Annotated in this window: 16 protein-coding genes; 15 read left to right on the forward strand and 1 reads right to left on the reverse strand. The window is 60.0% G+C overall.

Translation table 11 applies throughout. The features are described from left to right. A partial coding sequence (locus tag FJ398_15475; protein MBM3839335.1) for a type II secretion system protein occupies positions 1–165 on the reverse strand: 165 nt, incomplete at its 3' end. 269 nt (positions 166–434) lie between these two features. Between FJ398_15475 and FJ398_15480 the strand changes: the two genes are divergently transcribed. From FJ398_15480 to FJ398_15550, 15 genes are all read left to right on the forward strand, one after another. Continuing rightward, positions 435–980 (forward strand): hypothetical protein, encoded by a 546-nt coding sequence (locus FJ398_15480; protein ID MBM3839336.1) that lies wholly within the window; start codon positions 435–437, stop codon positions 978–980. A 200-nt stretch (positions 981–1180) separates the two neighbouring features. Then, the gene (locus FJ398_15485; GenBank protein MBM3839337.1) at positions 1181–1720 is read left to right on the forward strand and encodes a hypothetical protein; all 540 of its coding nucleotides are present in this window, start codon (positions 1181–1183) and stop codon (positions 1718–1720) included. A gap of 121 nt (positions 1721–1841) precedes the next feature. Then, positions 1842–2909, forward strand: a complete 1068-nt coding sequence (locus tag FJ398_15490) for a hypothetical protein (protein MBM3839338.1) — start codon at positions 1842–1844, stop codon at positions 2907–2909. Positions 2910–2934: 25 nt separating this feature from the next. Continuing rightward, positions 2935–3267 (forward strand): hypothetical protein, encoded by a 333-nt coding sequence (locus FJ398_15495; GenBank protein ID MBM3839339.1) that lies wholly within the window; start codon positions 2935–2937, stop codon positions 3265–3267. 118 nt (positions 3268–3385) lie between these two features. Then, a complete protein-coding gene (locus tag FJ398_15500; GenBank protein MBM3839340.1) occupies positions 3386–4846 on the forward strand; it encodes a PEGA domain-containing protein in 1461 nt (486 codons plus the stop codon). Positions 4847–4884: 38 nt separating this feature from the next. Then, positions 4885–5130 (forward strand): zinc ribbon domain-containing protein, encoded by a 246-nt coding sequence (locus tag FJ398_15505; GenBank protein ID MBM3839341.1) that lies wholly within the window; start codon positions 4885–4887, stop codon positions 5128–5130. A gap of 148 nt (positions 5131–5278) precedes the next feature. Further along, a complete protein-coding gene (locus FJ398_15510; GenBank protein MBM3839342.1) occupies positions 5279–7210 on the forward strand; it encodes a hypothetical protein in 1932 nt (643 codons plus the stop codon). A gap of 1 nt (position 7211) precedes the next feature. After that, positions 7212–8213, forward strand: a complete 1002-nt coding sequence (locus FJ398_15515) for a MoxR family ATPase (GenBank protein ID MBM3839343.1) — start codon at positions 7212–7214, stop codon at positions 8211–8213. Between the two features lie 357 nt (positions 8214–8570). Continuing rightward, the gene (locus FJ398_15520) at positions 8571–9467 is read left to right on the forward strand and encodes a DUF58 domain-containing protein (GenBank protein ID MBM3839344.1); all 897 of its coding nucleotides are present in this window, start codon (positions 8571–8573) and stop codon (positions 9465–9467) included. Positions 9468–9557: 90 nt separating this feature from the next. Continuing rightward, complete coding sequence (locus FJ398_15525; GenBank protein MBM3839345.1) at positions 9558–9977, forward strand: four helix bundle protein; 420 nt, start codon at positions 9558–9560, stop codon at positions 9975–9977. A 5-nt stretch (positions 9978–9982) separates the two neighbouring features. Next, positions 9983–11818 (forward strand): VWA domain-containing protein, encoded by a 1836-nt coding sequence (locus FJ398_15530; protein ID MBM3839346.1) that lies wholly within the window; start codon positions 9983–9985, stop codon positions 11816–11818. Next, a complete protein-coding gene (locus FJ398_15535; GenBank protein ID MBM3839347.1) occupies positions 11788–12756 on the forward strand; it encodes an extracellular solute-binding protein in 969 nt (322 codons plus the stop codon). Before FJ398_15530 ends, FJ398_15535 begins: the two co-directional genes overlap by 31 nt. Before the next feature lie 7 nt (positions 12757–12763). After that, complete coding sequence (locus FJ398_15540; protein ID MBM3839348.1) at positions 12764–15100, forward strand: 6-bladed beta-propeller; 2337 nt, start codon at positions 12764–12766, stop codon at positions 15098–15100. Then, complete coding sequence (locus tag FJ398_15545) at positions 15097–17979, forward strand: VWA domain-containing protein (protein ID MBM3839349.1); 2883 nt, start codon at positions 15097–15099, stop codon at positions 17977–17979. Before FJ398_15540 ends, FJ398_15545 begins: the two co-directional genes overlap by 4 nt. Before the next feature lie 106 nt (positions 17980–18085). Next, positions 18086–18292, forward strand: a 207-nt coding sequence (locus tag FJ398_15550; GenBank protein MBM3839350.1) for a hypothetical protein, incomplete at its 3' end; no start/stop codon positions are given.

Below are 18292 nucleotides of genomic sequence, written 5' to 3' on the forward strand. Positions count from 1 at the left end.
GCAGTAGATCCCCTGTGCTTTCGTCTTCGCCTTGCTCAGCGCTGGTAGCAGCATGCCGGCGAGGATGGCAATGATCGCAATCACGACCAAGAGTTCGATGAGCGTAAAACCCGCCTGAGCCGGACGCGGCCGACGGGAGACTGCGGAAACCCGTGGAGGTTTCATGAGTAGCATGGATTAAGAGTTCGGGGTGGATGTAGGCGAAACGGCCGGTTTTGACAACTCCCGCTTTCGAGGACAGGATCAGAGGGGTAATAATGCTCAGTATGCGTCTCCACCGTCACAACTTATGGGTCCTGAACTGTCTACACCAAGAACCACACCAAGTGTAGTTCGGGCGTCTACATGTCCGCGTATAAATAAAACAACATTCCGCTGAATAGAAGCCCGTTATTAAATTAATGCGCGGATGATGCTCCCAACGGTGCCCAGAATTGACCGAAGCAGCGTTGTCGGCCCTCTCGATTGAAAAGCACGTCACATCGAACTTTCCGCCGACCTTTCTCTTCCATTGTCATGATGATATGGGACTGTCGCCCGAACACTCACTGGCACTCTACCAGGCGTTGCTGAAGGCTGGCGTCCCGGCTGAGTTTCACGTATTCGGCCAGGGCGGGCATGGTGTCGGCTTTTCTTTCGGTGACCCCGCCTCCAGCACTTGGCCAGGGCTTCTTGGAAACTGGTTGAGGCACCGGGGGCTGATGACTGGAGACCAGCGTGTTTCGGTCAAGGCTCGTGTTCTGATCGACGGCGAGACGATGCAGGGATGTTGGATTACGTTCATTCCGCGCGACAGCAGCAAACCAACGGCGGCGGCTTACACACTTCGAGGCTGCGAAATGGTGATTCCAGCCGAGCGCGGCCCATGTCCCGGCCCGCATTGGATCGAAGTCCGGCAGATTGGCTTTGGCCTGAATCCAGAGCCAACTATCGACGACCTACACCTGTATACAAAAGAATCTCCGGCCTCACGCTGTTAAGCTGATTGCCATTCTTGGCCGAAATGCGTTTATGGGGCAAGGTGAATTCGGCTGTCATAGCTTGTCAGCGCCTGTCAGCGTGCATGAGACTTTTCAGAATCGCGCCGTTTTGCAGAACCAACCGCCAACGTCCATTCCAGAAAGCCTGTCGGGGCTGGTCGAGCGCGTGACGTTTTTTCAACGAAGATTCTGGCTTCGTTGTGCCCAAGGTGAAGGCCACAGGGCAGCGCGACCTGGTGACGGTCGTCGGTACGATGCCTTCGGCCAACGCGGAGGAATCGCTCACCGCCGAAGGCAGATGGATTCGAGACCGGGAATTTGGATTGCAGTTTCGCGCCGACCGGCTCCGCGAAAGATTCTGTCCCAATTTCAGGCTTGATTGCGTGCTTCTTGAAGAACAGGCTCATGTCGCTCTTAACAGCACACTCAATCCAGTCGTACAATCTAATGGGAGACAGAAAATGAAACAAGTCCTCGCGATGGCAGTTTTGTTGTCAGCCGTGTTAGTTCTTGGTGAAGACAAACCGAATTTCAGCGGCGTCTGGAAATACGGAAGCGATTTCTTCAAGATAGAGCACAGGGAGCCAAAGATTCATGTCCTTCACGAAATTGATGACCAACACGGAAAGAGAACGCTCGACATGAGAGCGTTGACGGATGGAAAGCAGCAGAAATTCGAGGCACAAGGATTCCCCGCTTTGAGTATTGGAGCCTGTTTATGGGAATCCAAAGCGGGATAGGCGCTTCGATCCTTAGCCTCCCTCCGCGCGCGCTTCGTGGGCTAACGTGCTGGCGCGCGCGGGTCGAAGCGCATCGTGCAGGCCCCTCGACTTTTCGGAAATTTTTGGTTCGCTGAAACTTATGTCAGACCCGGCACCAGCCGCACAAGAAAACACCACATTTTCGGCGGAGAGGATCACTCCGCAGGTGGGGTATGGCTCGATGGCGGGGATTATTACGTCGGAGGCGGACAAGTTCCTTCAAGCTACTCTAGGAAGCGCGCGAGCGGTCGATGCGAAGAACGTCCCGGATGATTTCCTGTTGCGCTTTGCCCAGTACGCGGATGCGTTCACGGTCTCATGTTGTGACCGGTTTGCGGGCTTCCTGAAGGAAATGTCGATCCACGGGGAAGTCCGAGGCACGTCCGAGGCGGTGTTGGCCAAGTTAGTCCGAAACCGGTGTTTCGAGAGCCTGGATGGCCTCTTGTCGGAGTATCTGGACCTTCTCAGGACCGCGAAGATCGATATCAGCTCCGTGGTGCGTCAACTGGTGGATTCGCGGGTGCGGGATTTGTTTTCGATGCCGGGCGCCGCTCTGGGCGCAGGTGGCGAAGGCGAGCAACGGAAGTTGCTGTTGCCTCAAGCCGCGCGCGCCGCGGCTTTGGTGAAGATTCTGGATTATCTGAACGCCTTCCCGGGGTTGGTGCAGGAATTTCTGGATTATGGCACGTCGAAATTGTTCGGAGGCGACGTCGATTTCTCGATGCAAGAGCGCTTTTTGCGCACCGTCCTGGATGGGGCCCACGAAAAAATGATGAGCCTGACCGTGTTGTTAGAGGGGTTGGAACAGGTCAAACAGCGGAAATGGGAACAGCAGCGCGCTACGGAATCTGCCACCATCAAAGCGGTCGCGATGATGGCCGGCCAATCTCAGGTGAAGCGAAAGACGGGCGTTAGCTCTCTCGTGATTTGCGGGGTTTGCCTGGCGCCAATCTGGCCGTTGTTTCAACTGGGATTAGTCAACCGGTACGTCCATCGGAGTCGTCATTGTCCTGGGACTGGTGGGCATCGTTTTTCTCTTCCGAGGAATCATCCATTTAACTTACGGGGTAAGGGGGATGCCAGGAGGGCGCTTTCAAAGCAGTCCGTTGCTGGGGAAACGCGGGAAAAGGAGAAAAGACACGCGCGCCGCGACTGGAAGAGTCCATGAGGATTAACTAAAATTGCCTGAATTTATGCCAAACCAGAATGCTTTACGATACGTCAGTGCGCTCCGCGGTGTGTGGCTGGGCCTGTTCGTCAGCGCCGTGCTTTTAGCCGGTTGCAGCGCGGCGAACCAGACTGACGCCGCGGCTTTGGCGCAGGAGAAGGCGGAAATCGAGCGGCTCCGTCTGGAGAACCAGGACCTGGCCAAGCTCCAGAGTGAGAACCAGGAGGTTCAGCGCCTTCGAAAAGAAAACCAGGAGTTGTTCAAGCTCCGCGCTCAGTATCAGGAACTGGTCCGGCTTCGGAAAGAAAACGAACAACTCAAAACCCAACTGGCAAAAGCGCAACAAACCGCGAAGTGACCACTAAGCCGTTGACATTCAATGAGGCTGCAAATACTTTAGCGTCACGCACAAAACTGGCCGGAATAGGATTGGCGTTAGCGGCCACGGCGGCCGTTGAAGATTGGCAAGAACTTCGATGAACGACAAGAGCCAACCGAGTCAAGGCCTGGTGAAGTACCGGGTCGCGCACGTGAATCGCAAGGGCGCGGACTTGATTTTTATTCCCCTGGAATCGGGGATTGGACAGCGGCCTGCCGCCGAGCAGGCCGAATTGCTCCGAATGCTCCAGCACTGCGCAAAATCGGCGGGCTTGAAGGGGACGGTTGTCCTGGTCTGGGACAAGGGAGGCACGACCGGTTTGCTGGCGGAGAGGACCGTGCACCCGCACATCCAGGGCACAACGCTGGCCTTCGTCGAATCCAACATTAACCGCGAACTCACGGTGCGTGGGATGACTGTCTGCTATGCGATGGGTTCGGGCAGCGGAGCGTCCGCCCCGACCGTGACCGGTCCGGCGGCATCTGGATCAGGGCGAACCGAAGAACGCCAGCAAGCGGGTTTCGTGTCCGTGAAATCACAGGTCTCTGGATGCGACGTGTATGTGGACGGCAAGTTCGCGGGGAATGCCCCGGCACGGCTTAAACTTCCCGAAGGCAATCACCTCATCCAGGTGAAGCACGCGGGCTACAAGGAATTCAGCCGGGAGGTCATGGTGATGGAAGGCGCGGACATCAGCCTCCAGGCGGAGTTGGACCCGGAGGACACGCACTTCTTCGGCCGGGCGGGCGCGTCCCAACAGCAGAAATCCGCCGAGAGCGGCGACAAACTTGCCGATTTTCAACGCAAACACAGCGTGGCGTTGATGACGATCCTATTCACCGACATCGTCGGTTCCACCAAACTGAAGCAAGAAATGGGGGATCGCGAGGCCGTCCGAATGATTCAATGGCATCATGGGATCGTGCGGACAATTCTGAAAAGCATCCCGGGCGGCGAAGAAATCAATACCCAGGGCGATTCGTTCTTCCTGGTTTTCGTGAAGCCCTCGGACGCCGTCAAATTCGCGTTGCTGTTGCAGTCCCAGCTCCGCACGGCGGTCAAAACGGGCGGGTACCCTCTTTATGACCGCGTTGGCGTCCACGTCGGGGAAGTATTCGTGGAGGAAGTCGTGGGCGCCGGGATGAACGATCTTTACGGAATTCAGGTGGACACGAGCGCGCGGGTGATGTCCCTCGGGGAAGCGGATCAGATATTGATGACACGGTTTGCTTTCGACAATGCGCGCCAGGTTTTGAAAGGGCAGAGCATTGAAGGTCTCGGCAAGCTCGCGTGGATGAACCACGGCTACTATTCTCTGAAAGGAGTCGAAGAGCCGCTGGAAATTTGCGAAGTGGGCGAAGAAGGACTGGCCGTGCTCAGAGCGCCGGCGGACTCGGACAAAGTGCACAAGGTCGATGCCAGCGGCAAGCCGATGGGCGGGGGAGATACCGAACACAAACCGGCTCCGCGTCCTGCGGGCCATGTGGTGGTCAGCTCCAGACCTGGCATCGTGCGACCGGGAGGCTTTTCGTCCATCATCAAGGGTGGACCGGGCTAAACGGGGGCGGCGGGGGCGGAGGTGCTCACCAGTTTGCTATGCCGCTTTACGAATACGAGCTGTGCGAAGGAGAATGTAAGGTTTGCGGAGGGCGGTTCACGCTGCGACGGCCCGTCAGCGCGCCTGAATTGACCAGATGTCCGGCCTGCAAAAAGCCGGTGCGGAAACTGATTTCCACTTTCAATTCGCCCCTGAAACTGAAGCCCTTGTCTGTCTCAGATGCGAAGCAAGCCGGTTTCACCGTCCTGAAGCGAATCGGACGCGGCGAATACGAACGCCAGTAGCAGCAGCGCGGACGATTGCAGTGTAGAATCCTGGAACATTCGCAGGTCGGACGGTCTAACAATTGAATTCTGAATGAGCGCCACTGCTGTTTGCACCGACCCCGCCCCCGTCCTCGCTCGCTTGCCGCAGAAATGATCGGAGGTTTCTATGAGCCAACTCGAGATTGTTAAATCCGTTCTGGAGAAGACAGCGCGCCGCCGCCGCTGGGAACGCGCTTGGCGCGGCGCCTGGTTTGGCCTTCTCGGCGGTTCGGCCATCTGGCTTCTCGCGCTGACCGTGTTCAAGCTGGCCCCTGTGCCTGAATCAATGCTCACGGTCGCCGGCCTGGTTGCGCTGGCCGCTATCCTGGTCGGTTTCGTCCTGGGCTGGTGCCGGAGCGAGTCGTTGCTCCAGACGGCGCGATGGGTTGACGCCCGGAGGAACCTGCAGGAGCGCCTGAGCACGACTTTAGAGATGGCAAACTCCGCAGCTCCCGAAAAATGGCGCGAACTCCTTGCGACCGACGCGGCCCGGAGTGTTGAGAAAGTCACGGCCAAGCAGCTTTTGCCCTTCGGCCTCCCGGAGACCGGCAAATGGGCGCTCCTGATTCTGATCGTCGCATGCGGCCTGGGATTCGTCCCTGAATATCGGAGCAAGGCTTACGTGCAAACCCGGCGCGATGCCGAAATAATCCGCGACACAGGCCGGCACCTGGCAGAGCTGGCGCGGCGCAGTTTGGAGCAGCGTCCGCCCGCGCTCCAACCAACGCGAAAGGCGTTGGACCAGGTGGCCGATCTGGGAGAACATTTGACCAAGGCCCAGTTGACCCGAAGCGACGCGCTGAAGGATTTGGCAAGCGTCACTGAGAAACTCAAAGCCGAAGCCAGAGACCTCGGGAAAAATCCCGCGCTCAAACCGCTGGAACGCGCTTCCAAAACCTCGAACCGAGGCAGCGCGTCAAGCTCCGCCGAACTCCACAAGCAAATCGACGCCTTGCGAGAGGCGTTGGGCAACAAATCGGCCGAACCCGAAGCGCTGGAGAAATTCAAACAGAAACTTCAGCACGCCAAACAAGCGGCCAGCGGTTTGCCGGACAAGGATGGCGCTGCGCGCGACGCCGCCAAAAACGATCTGGCCCAGTCCTTGTCCAATCTCGCCAAAGAAGCCAGAGACATTGGGCTTTCCCTGCCCAGCCTGGACGAAGCTATTGAGGCGCTCGCCGCGAGCCAGATCGATCAGTTGCTCAAAGATCTGGACGTTGCGGAAACCAGTTTGGAAAAACTTCAATCCATGGCTCAGGCCCTGGAGCAGCTTCAGATGTCCGCGCAGAAGCTCGGGAAAGACCTGGCTGAGCAGCTCCAAAATGGCCAGGCCGAGGCCGCCCAGGGCACGCTGGAGAAAATGGCCACCCAACTAAAATCCTCCGGCCTCACTCCGGACCAACTCAAGTCGATCCTCGATGAAGTGTCGAAAGCCGTCGCCCCGGCGGGCCAGTACGGCAAGGTGGCCGACTACCTCAAGCAGGGCGCCAAACAGATGCAAAGCGGCGAAAAGGCGGCCGCCGCGCAATCGCTGGCCGACGCCGCCAAGGAATTGGAAAACCTGATGGCGCAATTGGAGGACGCCAAATCGTTGATGGCGACGCTCGAAGCCTTGCAGCGCGCCCAGATGGCCATTGGGAATGGCCAGAAGTGGGGCCAGTCCAGAACCCCTCGAGCCGGGCAGGGCGGTGGGGTTGGGGCCGGCGTTGGAACCTGGGCGGATGACAGTCAGTGGCTGGATATTTCAGAGATCAAGGACCGCTGGGATAACTCCGGCGTGGTGCGCCCGGACGAAGATCCGCGTGGGGTTACGGATCGAGGTGACGCCCAACTCGCCGACAATCTGGCGCCCACCAAAGTCAAAGGCCAGATCAACCCCGGCGGCCCGATGCCGAGCATTACGCTGCGCGGCGTGAGCATCAAGGGCATGAGCAAGGTGGACTTCAAGGAGGTCGCGACTGCCGCTCAAAGCGACGCCCAAAGCGCGCTGAGCCAGGATCAAGTTCCCCGCGCTTACCAATCGGCGGTGCGGGATTACTTCGATGATTTGAAAAAGTGACATGAATACCGAGGAACACATCCGGCTTTTCCACCAAACCTACTCGGCGATGCGCCAGGAAATCGGCCGAGTCATCGTTGGGCACTCTGAAATTGTCGAAGGCACTTTGATCGCCTTGTTCTCTGGAGGACATGTGCTTCTGGAAGGCGTGCCTGGCCTGGGCAAGACGCTTTTGGTCCGTACGCTGGGCGAGGTGCTGGACATTTCCTTCAATCGAATCCAGTTCACGCCCGACCTGATGCCGGCCGACATTCTGGGAACCAACATCGTGATGGAAACGCCCGCCGGCCGGCGCGAGTTCCAATTCCAAAAAGGGCCCATCTTCGCGCATCTGATTCTCGCCGATGAAATCAACCGCGCGACGCCCAAAACGCAGTCCGCGATGCTCGAAGCCATGCAGGAGAAGAGCGTCACGGCGGGAGGTGAAATTCGCCGCCTCGCCGAACCGTTCTTCGTTCTGGCCACACAGAATCCGATCGATCAGGAAGGCACATACCCGTTGCCGGAGGCGCAACTGGACCGGTTCTTTTTCAAATTGCTCGTCACTTATCCCAATGCAAACGAGTTGACCGAAGTCCTGAATCGCACGACCGAAGGAACGAAGACCGACGTCCAGAGGGTCCTCGACAAAGACACCATGCTCGAACTGCAAAAGCTCGTGCGGCAAGTGCCCGTCGCTTCCCATGTGAAGGATTACGCGGTGCGTTTGGTCATGGCCACTCATCCGAAAACCGAAACCGCGGCGCCCATCTCCAATCAATATCTGCGCTTCGGCAGCAGCCCGCGCGGCGCGCAAACCTTGATCCTGGCCGGCAAAGTGCGCGCGTTGACCCAGGGCCGGTTCAACGTGAGCTTCGACGACATTCATGCCGTGATTCACCCTGCGCTCCGCCATCGCCTGATTCTCAACTTCGAAGCCGAGGCCGAGGGAATCACGACCGACCATATCGTCGATCAGATTCTCAAGGACGTCCCGCGGGACGCTGCGGTCGCAGCGGCCTGATCGCAGGAGTTTAATTGGAACAGGAGCCAAGGAACGGAAGTGAACCCGGCTATTCTTTCCATGAACCTCGGAGCGCCGGTCTCCGATCCGGCGCGATTCTCAAGCCGCACCGATGCGTGCCGGGTCGGAGACCGGCGCTCCGGTTCAAGGGCGCAAGGCGCGCCCTGGTTCGGGGCGGTCTCATTTTTGGCGGCAGGGGCGCCCCACGATCCGCTTATCGTCCCGGCTTCAGCCGGTTTTCGCGCGTCCGCCGGCTAATGCCGGGACTACCTGCACGCCCAAATGTGGCCGTGAGCCGATTCAACTCATTTGGCCGGTGTAACGCTTTGACGATGTAACGTTGTGACGACTTCGCACATGCCCGATTCTCTGCTGACACCTGATCTGCTTCGCCGGCTGGAGCAATTCCAACTCCTGGCAGCCCGCCGCGCGAAAAGCTCCGCCAAAGGCGAACGGCGCAGCCGCGCGCGCGGCCAATCCGTCGAATTCGCCGATTACCGGAACTACGTGGCCGGCGACGACTTTCGCTATCTTGACTGGAATCTTTATGGACGGCTGGAGCGGCTGTTCCTTAAACTTTATGAGGAGGAGCGCGAATTGCCCGTCACGATTTTTCTGGATGCCAGTGAGTCCATGACTTTCGGCCAGCCTCGCAAATTTGATTTCGCCCGGCAGGTGGCGGCCGCCGTGGGCTACGTGGCTTTGTGCGGATTCGACCGCCTGTCGGTCGCCGCTTTTCCCGATGCGATGGGGGAGGGGGCGGTGCGCGGGGCCTTGCGGGGCGTGCGTGGCCGAAAATCCGCGCTCCAGTTTTTCCAGAACCTCGGCCGGCTCACGGCGCAGGGCACGGCGGCGTTGAATGAATCTCTTCGGCGAGGCGCGCTGGCTGCGCGCCAGGCCGGTGTGGCGGTGGTCCTCAGCGATTTCCTGGATCCGGCCGGCTACGAACCCGGTTTGACGGCGCTGGTGGGACGCGGCTTTCAGGTCAGTGCGGTGCAAATCCTGGCGCCGGAAGAAGTGAATCCGGGAGTTTTCGGCGACTTGCGTCTGGTGGATTCGGAAACGGGGCATCAGCAGGAGGTGACGTTTGGCCGCTACCGGCTCTCGGTTTACCAGCGCACGGTGCAGAGTTTCTGCCAGAAACTGCGCGAGTTCTGCCAGTCGCGCGGCATCAACTCTTTCACCGCCACGTCGGACACACGGTTGGAGCAGCTTCTCCTGAAGCAACTGCGCGAAGCGGAGGTGTGGGGGTGAGGGAGTGCGGAATGCGGAGCGCGGAACGCGAAGTCAAATGGAAAGGTCAGAATACTCGGAAGAAGACAACCAACCAAAGGAGATGTCATGATGAGTAACGAGAATTTGAAGGACCGCACAACGAAGTTTGCCCTGGAAGTCATCAAACTCGTCGAAGCATTGCCGGACGATCGGACCAGCCGCACGCTGGGCAACCAGTTGTTGCGGGCGGGAACATCCGTTGGCGCTAACTACAGGGCTGCTTCCCGGGCGAAATCTCCGGCGGATTTCATCTCAAAAATCGGGACCGTTGAAGAGGAGGCAGACGAAACCGGCTACTGGATGGAGCTCTTGTTGTTGGCAGGCAAAACCAAGGGGGAACGAACGAATGCAATTATGCAGGAAGCTAACGAGTTGACCGCAATCGCGGTAAGCTCAATCAACACCGCGAAGCGAACCAAATACCGCGCCAGAAGCCATGCTGGTGCTTCCGAAACTCCGCACTCCGCGCTCCGCACTCCGCACTCCTAAAACCGGTGAGCTTTCTCTCTCCATACGCGTTTTTCTTCGCGGCCGCCATCCCGGTGGTGATTTTATTCTACCTCCTGAAGCGGCGGCGTGTGGTGCGATTGGTTTCGAGCACGTTGCTCTGGCAGAAGTTTCTCGCCGAAACGCAGGCGAGCGCGCCCTTCCAGAAGCTCCGCCACAACTGGCTGCTCGTGCTGCAAATCCTTATGCTGCTCCTGGCGATCCTGGCTCTGGCCCGGCCTTACTTCTCCGGCCAGACCACGGGCGGAAGACTCCAGGTCGTCATCCTGGATGCCTCGGCCTCGATGCAGAGCACGGACGAAGCTCCGAGCCGGTTTGAAAAGGCGCGCGCCGAAGCGTTGCGATTGGTCGATGCCATGCACGACAACGATCAGATGGTTGTGCTCCTGGCGAGCGCCAATACCGAGGTCAAGCAATCCGCGACCCGGGAGAAAGCTGCGTTGCGCCGCGCCCTCCAGACGTGCATCCCAATGGACACCCCCACGCGGTTGAAGGAGGCGCTGAAACTGGCAGAAACGCTGATTCAGAATAATCCCGCGGCCGAAATTCATCTGTACAGCGACGGCGCCGTGGCGGCGATGGAAGAATTTGAGAACAGCAGCTTGCCCCTGATCTTTCATCGGGTGGGACAACGGGCGAACAACCTTGGCATCACGACACTCGACATTCGCGCGAACCCGGAGAACCCGGCGCAGCGGGCGGCCTTCACCAGCGTCGTCAATTACTCCACCAACGCTCAACAAGCGCAACTGGAGTTCCGGATGGACGGCCAGCTCGTCGAAACTAAGCCTCTGAACCTTGCGCCGCGCGAGACGTCGCCCCAGGTTTTCATCACAGCCCAAGAGCGCGACGCGGTCATTTCCGTGCAACTGACGGCTCACGACGACCTGTCGGTGGACAATCAGGCGTCGATGATCAGCCTGCTGTTCTTGCCCGTGAAAACGCTCTTGGTCACCTCCGGGAACGAAGTGCTCGCAAAGGCGTTGCGGGCCGTTCCGCATGTGAATCTGAGCGTGGCGGCCACGTTGACCGACGCCGCGGCTTCATTCGATCTGGTCGTGCTGGATAACGTGGACCCGGCGGTGTGGCCGAAACCCAATCTGCTCGCCTTTCACACCGCGTCCACGAACTTGTTCGAGGGCTGGTCGCGCGTGGAATCTCCCGCCATTGTGGACTGGAAAGGGAGCCATCCGCTGCTCCGGTTTGTCAATTTCGACAATGTCCACATCGCCGAAACGCTTTCCGTGAAGACACCGACCTGGGCGGCCTCAATCGTCGATTCTCCGCAAACGGCGCTGATCCTGGCGGGCGAACTGGGGCGCCAGCGAATTGTCTGGGTCGGGTTCGATCCCTTGCAGAGCACCTGGCCGCTCCGGATCGCTTTCCCGATCTTCATGGCCAATGCGGTCGATTGGCTCAATCCGGCGGCGATCAATGCGAGTCAGCTTGCGGTGCAGGCGGGCAGCCCCTTGCGGTTGGCGCTGTCGGAGGGCGTCTCCGCCGCGCAAATCAAACTGCCCGACGGCGCCGTGCGTCCGTGCGAAGTCAATACGACGCGCGGCGAGATCGTGTTCGGCGACACGGTCAAACAAGGCGTCTATCAACTCACCGCCGGAACGAACGCGGTGACGTTTTGCGTCAATCTGCTCGACGCCCAGGAAAGCGACACCACGCCGAAATCGGAGCTGAATTTCGGGAAGTATGCCAAAGTCACGAACACCACGGTCCGCCGGGCGAGCCTGGAGTTGTGGCGCTGGATCGCGGCGCTGGCGCTGGCGGTCCTGATGTTCGAATGGTGGTACTACCATCGGAGGACGGCGTGAGGCCTCATTTACGATTTACGTCTTGCGCACTGACGATTGCATTCGGTCTGGCCTTTCTGCTCGTTGCGTGCAGCGGAAGCGACCGCCCCTTCGTGGTCGCCTACGTTGCGCAAGATCAGGTTTATGCGGAGCCGATTCTGCGGGAGTTCACGCGCCAGTCCGGGATTGAAGTGCGCACCGTGTTCGACAGCGAGGCGGTCAAGACGGTGGGCCTTGCGAATCGCCTGCTGGCTGAGCGCGGTCACCCGCAGTGCGACGTGTTCTGGGGTAACGAAGAACTCCGCACGCATCAGCTCGCCGCCCAAAAGGTGTTTCGGGAAAACGATCCGTGGCGCGCCATGGGCTACCGCAGCCGCCGCATCGTCATCAACACGAATCGCCTCAAGGCCGCCGACGCACCCGTGAAGCTTCACGATCTGACCAATTCAACCTGGCGCGGGAAGATCGCCCTCGCGTACCCGCTCTTTGGAACCACCGCGACACATTTTATGGCCCTCCGCCAGCTCTGGGGCGACGCTCGCTGGTTCGAGTGGTGCAAGGCGCTTCAAGCCAATCAGCCGCTCCTGATTGATGGAAACTCGGTCGTCGTGAAAATGGTGGGGCGCGGCGAAGCCTGGGTTGGTCTGACGGATTCTGACGACATCGCCGCGGGCAAGCGCGAAGGATTGCCAATCGAAGCACTGCCGCTGGACGGCGAGTCGCTCCTGATCCCGAACACGGTCGGCGTGATTCGAAACGCGCCGCATCCGGACGCAGCGCAGAAGCTATTCGAGTACCTGCAAAGCGCGGAAGTTCTCGGCCAGCTTGTTCGCGCGCATGCTTTGGAAGGTCAATCGGCTTCTGAATCGGGCGCGGCCACGCTGAAGGTGGATTGGAACGGGCTGGTGCAGGACCTGGACTCCGCCACGGCCAAATTGAAGGAGATATTCCTGCGGTGAACTCCCAATGAACTGGACGTTGCTCCAAAACAGCTTGCTCGTCAGCGCTCTCACGACGCTGCTGGCCTTAGCGCTGGGGGCGGTGAGCGCGCTCTGGATTGCGACGCTGGATCGGCGTTGGCGAATGGGATTCCTCGGCGTGTCCGCGATCGCCCTGGCGTTGCCGCCGTTTCTCGTCACGAGTTGTTGGCTGCATCTGCTGGGACACACTGGAATTCTGAAAGCCTGGCTGCCCATGAGCATCTATTCCCGGTGGGGCACGATTTGGCTCCTGACACTGATGACCTGGCCTGTCGCGCTGTTCCTGGTTCTCGGCGCATGGCAAAGAATCGAGCGCAGCTATCTGGAAAGCGAACCCGGCCTGCAAGGCTGGAGGATGATCCGCCATCTTCTGCTGCCGATGGCGAGGCCGGCTCTGGGCTTGGCCGGCGTTCTGATTTTCGTGCTGGCGCTCACCAATTTTGCCGTGCCGGCGATTCTCCAGACCAAGGTGTTTCCCGCTGAATTGTGGGTGAGCTTCAACACGGCCCTCGACTACCGCGAGGCGCTGCGCTTGTGCTGGCCGCTGGTTCTGGCGCCGCTGGTGTTGGTGCTCTGGCTGAGCCGCCGCAGCGTGGCGTGGCCGGCGCTGGATGGCGGCGTCTCATCTGACCTTCTGAGAAAGCAACTGGGCGGCGCGTGGCTCTGGGGCACCGGTTTCGTGTCGGTTTTCCTGGTGCTGGTTGCGGTCGGGTTTCCCGCCGGACATCTGGTCGGCGCGAAAGGCACCTGGACGCAATTGCCCGCGGCTCTGGCCGCGGGAAAGGCTGCTCTTTGGAATTCGTTCTGGTTGGCGGCAGTCGCTTCGGCGCTCGCGGTCGCAGCAGGATTGATCGGTTGGCGATGGCGCTTTGGAGCGCTCTTCTGGATTCCTTTCTTCGTGCCGGGGGTGTTGTTGGGAATCGCGTTGCTCTTCGTTTTCAACCGGACGCTGCCTTTGTCGATTCTGGTTCAAAGTGCCGGCCTGGTGGTGGTGGCGTTCGCACTGCGTTATCTGGCGGTGGGCTGGAGCGCGGCGGCGCACGCCATGCGTTCGGTTGATCCTGATTTGACGGATGCGGCGAAGCTCAGCGGCGCCGGCCCCGCGCAGATTCTGCGGCACGTGCAATGGCCGCAAATCGCGCCGCAGATCGCCGCGGCCGGTTACGTGACTTATTTGTTGTGCCTTTGGGATGTCGAGACCCTGATCTTGATTGTTCCGCCTGGAGGGGAGACGCTGGCGCTCCGAGTGTTCAACCTGCTGCATTACGGATGGAACGATCAGGTGAACGCGTTGTGCCTGTTGCTCCTGATACTGGCCATCGCGCCGCTCGCCCTGTGGTTTGTGGGAAGGGGCGTGATTCTAACCACAACTGGGACGCGATGGAGTGTGTCCTTCTTGGCGCTGGTTCTTTGCTGTTGGCTCGCCGGGTGCAGCCGCGGAGCCTCAAACGTCACGCCGGTTCCCAGTCAGTTCTTCAGTGCCGTCCAGGTGATCGGCAGCCGGGGAACTGCTCCGGGCCAATTCAACAAACCGCGCTCCGTGGCGGTCGATACCGAGGACAATCTCTATGTCGTGGACATGACGGGCCGCGTGCAAAAGTTTTCCCGCGAAGGCGAGTTCCTGCTTTCGTGGCAAATGCCGCAAACGGATTTGGGCAAACCCAAGGGAATGTGCCGCGACCAGGCCGGCCAGATCGTCGTGATCGAGCCGCACTATTCGCGAGTCAACCATTTCTCGCCTGAAGGCAAACTGATCTGCCAATGGGGCGACACCGGGACCAACGCCGACCAATTGATGTTTCCGCGCTCGGCGGTGGTCAATTCGCGAGGCGAGATTTACGTGAGCGAATACGGCAAAGTTGAGCGCGTGCAGAAATTCGGCGAGCAGGGCAGGGGATGGTTGCAGTCCATTGGCGAGGCGGGGGCGGAGGAAGGCCGGTTCAATCGCGCCGAGGGACTCGGCCTCGACCGGAGCGACCGCCTCTACGTTGCGGATTCGTGCAATCATCGCGTTCAGGTTTTCTCGCCCGACGGCCGGTTTTTGAGAACGTACGGCCGTGCGGGCGACGGTCCGGGAGAATTGAGTTATCCTTACGACGTGCAAGTGGACGCGGACGGGCGGCAATACGTTTGCGAATTTGGCAACAGCCGCGTGCAGATTTTCGATGACCAGGGCCGCTCGCTGGAACGGCTCGGCCGCGCCGGCTCGGCGCCCGGCCAATTTGCGAATCCGTGGGGCCTGGCGCTGGACTCCGCGGGAAATCTGTACGTCGCCGATTCCCGGAATCATCGCGTGCAAAAATTTGTCCGGCGAAAATCATGAGCTTTCAATTCACCAACCCCTGGTGGCTCGTTCTGGCGCCGGTGTGCCTGACCTGGGTGGGGTGGCTGGCCTGGAAGACTGATGTCCAGATCAGTCCGTGGCGGCGGTGGACGGCGTTTTCGCTCCGCGTCTTGATGGTGCTCCTGGTGGTGCTGGCCATGGCGGGCCTGCAATGGAAGCGGCCTCTCGAAGGCATGAACGTCTATTTCGTCCTCGACCGCTCGGACAGTGTTCCCTCGGCGCAACAGGAAGCCGCCCGCGAATTCGTCAAGAAAGCCGCCGCCGAGAAGAAGCCCGTGGACCAGGTCGGCGTGATTGTGTTCGGCGCCGACGCGAGCATCGAATTCTCCGTGAACCCCCGGATTGATCTGGAGAAAATCCACGCCGTGGTGGGAACGGAACGAACGGACCTCGCCAGCGCGGTTCGCCTGGCCACGGCGGCATTCCCGGAAACCGGACAGAAACGGATCGTGCTGTTGTCGGACGGCAACGAGAACATTGGTGACGCCTTGAGGGCGGTCCTGACCGCCGAGCCGCTCGGCGTGAGCCTCGACGCCGTTCCGCTTGGGGTCTCGCGGGGCAGTGATGTTTCGGTGCAAAAACTGTCCATGCCCAACCAGCTCAAGAAAGGACAAAGTTTCGAGGTGAAGATTTTCGCTCAGGCGGACAAAGCCCAAACCGCAACCGTGCGCCTTTATCGAAGCGACCAGCTTCTGGGCGAGCAAAAGGTGGAATTGGCCGCGGGCAAAAATCTTTTCACCTTCCCGCAGACGCTCACCGAGCCGGGGTTCTACAGCTATGACGTGGCCTTGGAGGCACAAACCGATCTGGTCGCGCAGAACAACCGGGCGACCAGTTTCACGACCGTGCGCGGCGATCCCACCGTGCTGGTGATTTCAGCCGACCCGGCCGCTGACGCGCCTTTGGCGGACGCGCTTCGTTCGGTGCAAGTGCAGACCAGGCTCGCCGACGTGGGCGGCTTTCCGGCCTCGCTGGCCGAGATGCAAAACTACGACGCGATTTTCATCAGCAACATCGCCGCCGGCGACCTGGGCCGGGATCGCATGAAGTTGCTCGAAAGCGCGGTGCGGGATTTCGGCGTGGGTCTGGTCTGTGTGGGCGGCGACCAATCCTACGCGGCGGGCGGCTATCGCGAAACGCCGCTGGAAACGACGCTGCCCGTCGAGATGGAACTGAGCAGCAAGAAGGTTCTGCCGAGCGGCGCTCTGGTTTTGATCATGCACGGCATGGAGTTCAACAACGGCAACCAGGTCGCGCGCGACACCGCCATCGCCGCGCTGGACGCGCTGGGGCCCAACGACGAGATGGGCGTCGTGCTGTGGGACGGCACGGAGCGCTGGCTGTTTCCGCTCACCAAGGTGGGCGACAAAAAGGACCTGGGCCGCCAGCTCGCCGGGATGAACCAGGGCGATCTGCCCTCGTTCCAAAGGGTAATGGAGATGGGTTACGAGGGTTTGAAGAAATCGACCGCCAACCTCAAGCACATGATCGTGTTCAGCGACGGCGATCCGGGCGCGCCTTCGGCCGCTTTGATGAAGAGCATGGTCGATGACAAAATTACCGTGAGCACCGTTTTGATCGCGGGCCACGCTGGCCCGGACACTATGATCAAGATTGCCGGAGACGGCGGCGGGCGATTCTACAACGTGACGTCGCCGGCGGAGCTTCCCCAGATTTTCATCAAGGAAGCGGCGGTCATTTTGAAGTCGGCGATTTTCGAGGAACCGTTCATCCCGCAAGTTGCCGCGCGCAGCGAAGTCATTCGAGGCATCGCGAGCCAGGAATATCCGACCTTGCGCGGCTACGTCGCCACTACGGCCAAGCCGCGCGCCGAAGTGCCGCTGGTGTCGGAGAAAGGCGATCCGATCCTGGCGCACTGGCAATATGGATTGGGGCGGGCCGTGGCGTTCACTTCCGACGCAAAAGCCAAATGGGCGAGCGACTGGCTGACGTGGGAAAAGTACCGGCAGTTCTGGACGCAGGTCGCGCAATGGAGTTTGCGCCGGGTGGAGAACGCTGATTTCACGACGGATGTCTCGATCGAAAAAGGCGAAGGCCACCTCAGCGTAGAGGCGCTCGATCCGCAGGGCAACTTCCGGAATTTTCTGAATCTCCAGGCCATCGCGGTCAGCCCGAAAGGCGAGCGCCAGACAATTCAACTGGAGCAGACCGGTCCCGGTCATTACGAAGCCAAGTTCCCGATCCGCGAAGTGGGCACTTACCTGATTCGGCTGATGGAGATGAAGGACGGGCAAATTCAGGGTTCGCAAGTCGTCGGCGCGAGCGTGAACTATTCCCCGGAATTCAACGCTACCGAACCGAACGTGAATCTTTTGCGGCGGCTCAGTGAAACCGGCCACGGAAAACTTCTGGACCCCGAGATTGCCGCGGACAATCCCTATCTGCGCGACCGCCAAAAGACGTTCCAGCCGCGCGATCTCTGGGAGTGGCTCTTGCGATTGGCGATCATTCTTTTCCCGCTCGACGTGGGCATCCGGCGCATCCAACTCGATCGGGAAGAATGGCTGAAAGCCACGCAGAATCTCCGGCGGCTTTTGTTGTTCTGGCGTCCTGCGGCTCGGCCCGCGTCAGCGGATGAATCGCTAGCCGCGCTGCTGGCCCGCCGCGAGCAGGTGCGTTCCACGCAGACCGCCCCGGCCGTGGAGCCGAGTCCGGATTTATTCCGGCCCGAAAGACCGGTGGAGGTTCCGTTTCCAGGCTCAGCTTTCTCCCCGAAGCCGGAACCGGAAACGGTAACCGCCATCACCCCCGCCAAATCCGCCGATGCGCCCGAAGCAGCGAGCACGACGAGCCGCCTGCTGGACGCCAAGCGCAAAGCCCAGCAACGGCTAAAGTAGGACAGGCTTCCAGCCTGTTCACTCTTCCCATGAACCGGGTAGGGACGCGTTCCACCGCGTCCCTGGAATCTGTTTCGCTCGATGGATCAAGAAAGTCAGGGACGGAGTGGAATCCGTCCTTACCGGATTCAAGGGGCGAGAGCATGGTAATCAGGCCAAGGAAGCCTCCCATGAACCAGACGGTGGGGCGAGCCTGTCCTCGGCGAGCCGAGTCAAACGTGTTCCAAGCGCGTCGAGCGGCTCGCCGGGACGGACTCGCCCTACCATCGACGGGTTCAAGGGCCGAGTGCATGGTTCGGAAACCAAGGAAACT

This window comes from Verrucomicrobiota bacterium, from assembly GCA_016871535.1.
In the GTDB taxonomy this organism is placed as follows: Bacteria; Verrucomicrobiota; Verrucomicrobiia; order Limisphaerales; family SIBE01; genus VHCZ01.

Coding starts and splice junctions, on each gene's coding strand:
- FJ398_15490 (MBM3839338.1), top strand. CDS start 1,842: ATGTCAGACCCGGCACCAGCCGCACAAGAAAACACCACATTTTCGGCG.
- FJ398_15495 (MBM3839339.1), top strand. CDS start 2,935: ATGCCAAACCAGAATGCTTTACGATACGTCAGTGCGCTCCGCGGTGTG.
- FJ398_15500 (MBM3839340.1), top strand. CDS start 3,386: ATGAACGACAAGAGCCAACCGAGTCAAGGCCTGGTGAAGTACCGGGTC.
- FJ398_15505 (MBM3839341.1), top strand. CDS start 4,885: ATGCCGCTTTACGAATACGAGCTGTGCGAAGGAGAATGTAAGGTTTGC.
- FJ398_15510 (MBM3839342.1), top strand. CDS start 5,279: ATGAGCCAACTCGAGATTGTTAAATCCGTTCTGGAGAAGACAGCGCGC.
- FJ398_15515 (MBM3839343.1), top strand. CDS start 7,212: ATGAATACCGAGGAACACATCCGGCTTTTCCACCAAACCTACTCGGCG.
- FJ398_15520 (MBM3839344.1), top strand. CDS start 8,571: ATGCCCGATTCTCTGCTGACACCTGATCTGCTTCGCCGGCTGGAGCAA.
- FJ398_15525 (MBM3839345.1), top strand. CDS start 9,558: ATGAGTAACGAGAATTTGAAGGACCGCACAACGAAGTTTGCCCTGGAA.
- FJ398_15535 (MBM3839347.1), top strand. CDS start 11,788: ATGGTGGTACTACCATCGGAGGACGGCGTGAGGCCTCATTTACGATTT.
- FJ398_15540 (MBM3839348.1), top strand. CDS start 12,764: ATGAACTGGACGTTGCTCCAAAACAGCTTGCTCGTCAGCGCTCTCACG.
- FJ398_15545 (MBM3839349.1), top strand. CDS start 15,097: ATGAGCTTTCAATTCACCAACCCCTGGTGGCTCGTTCTGGCGCCGGTG.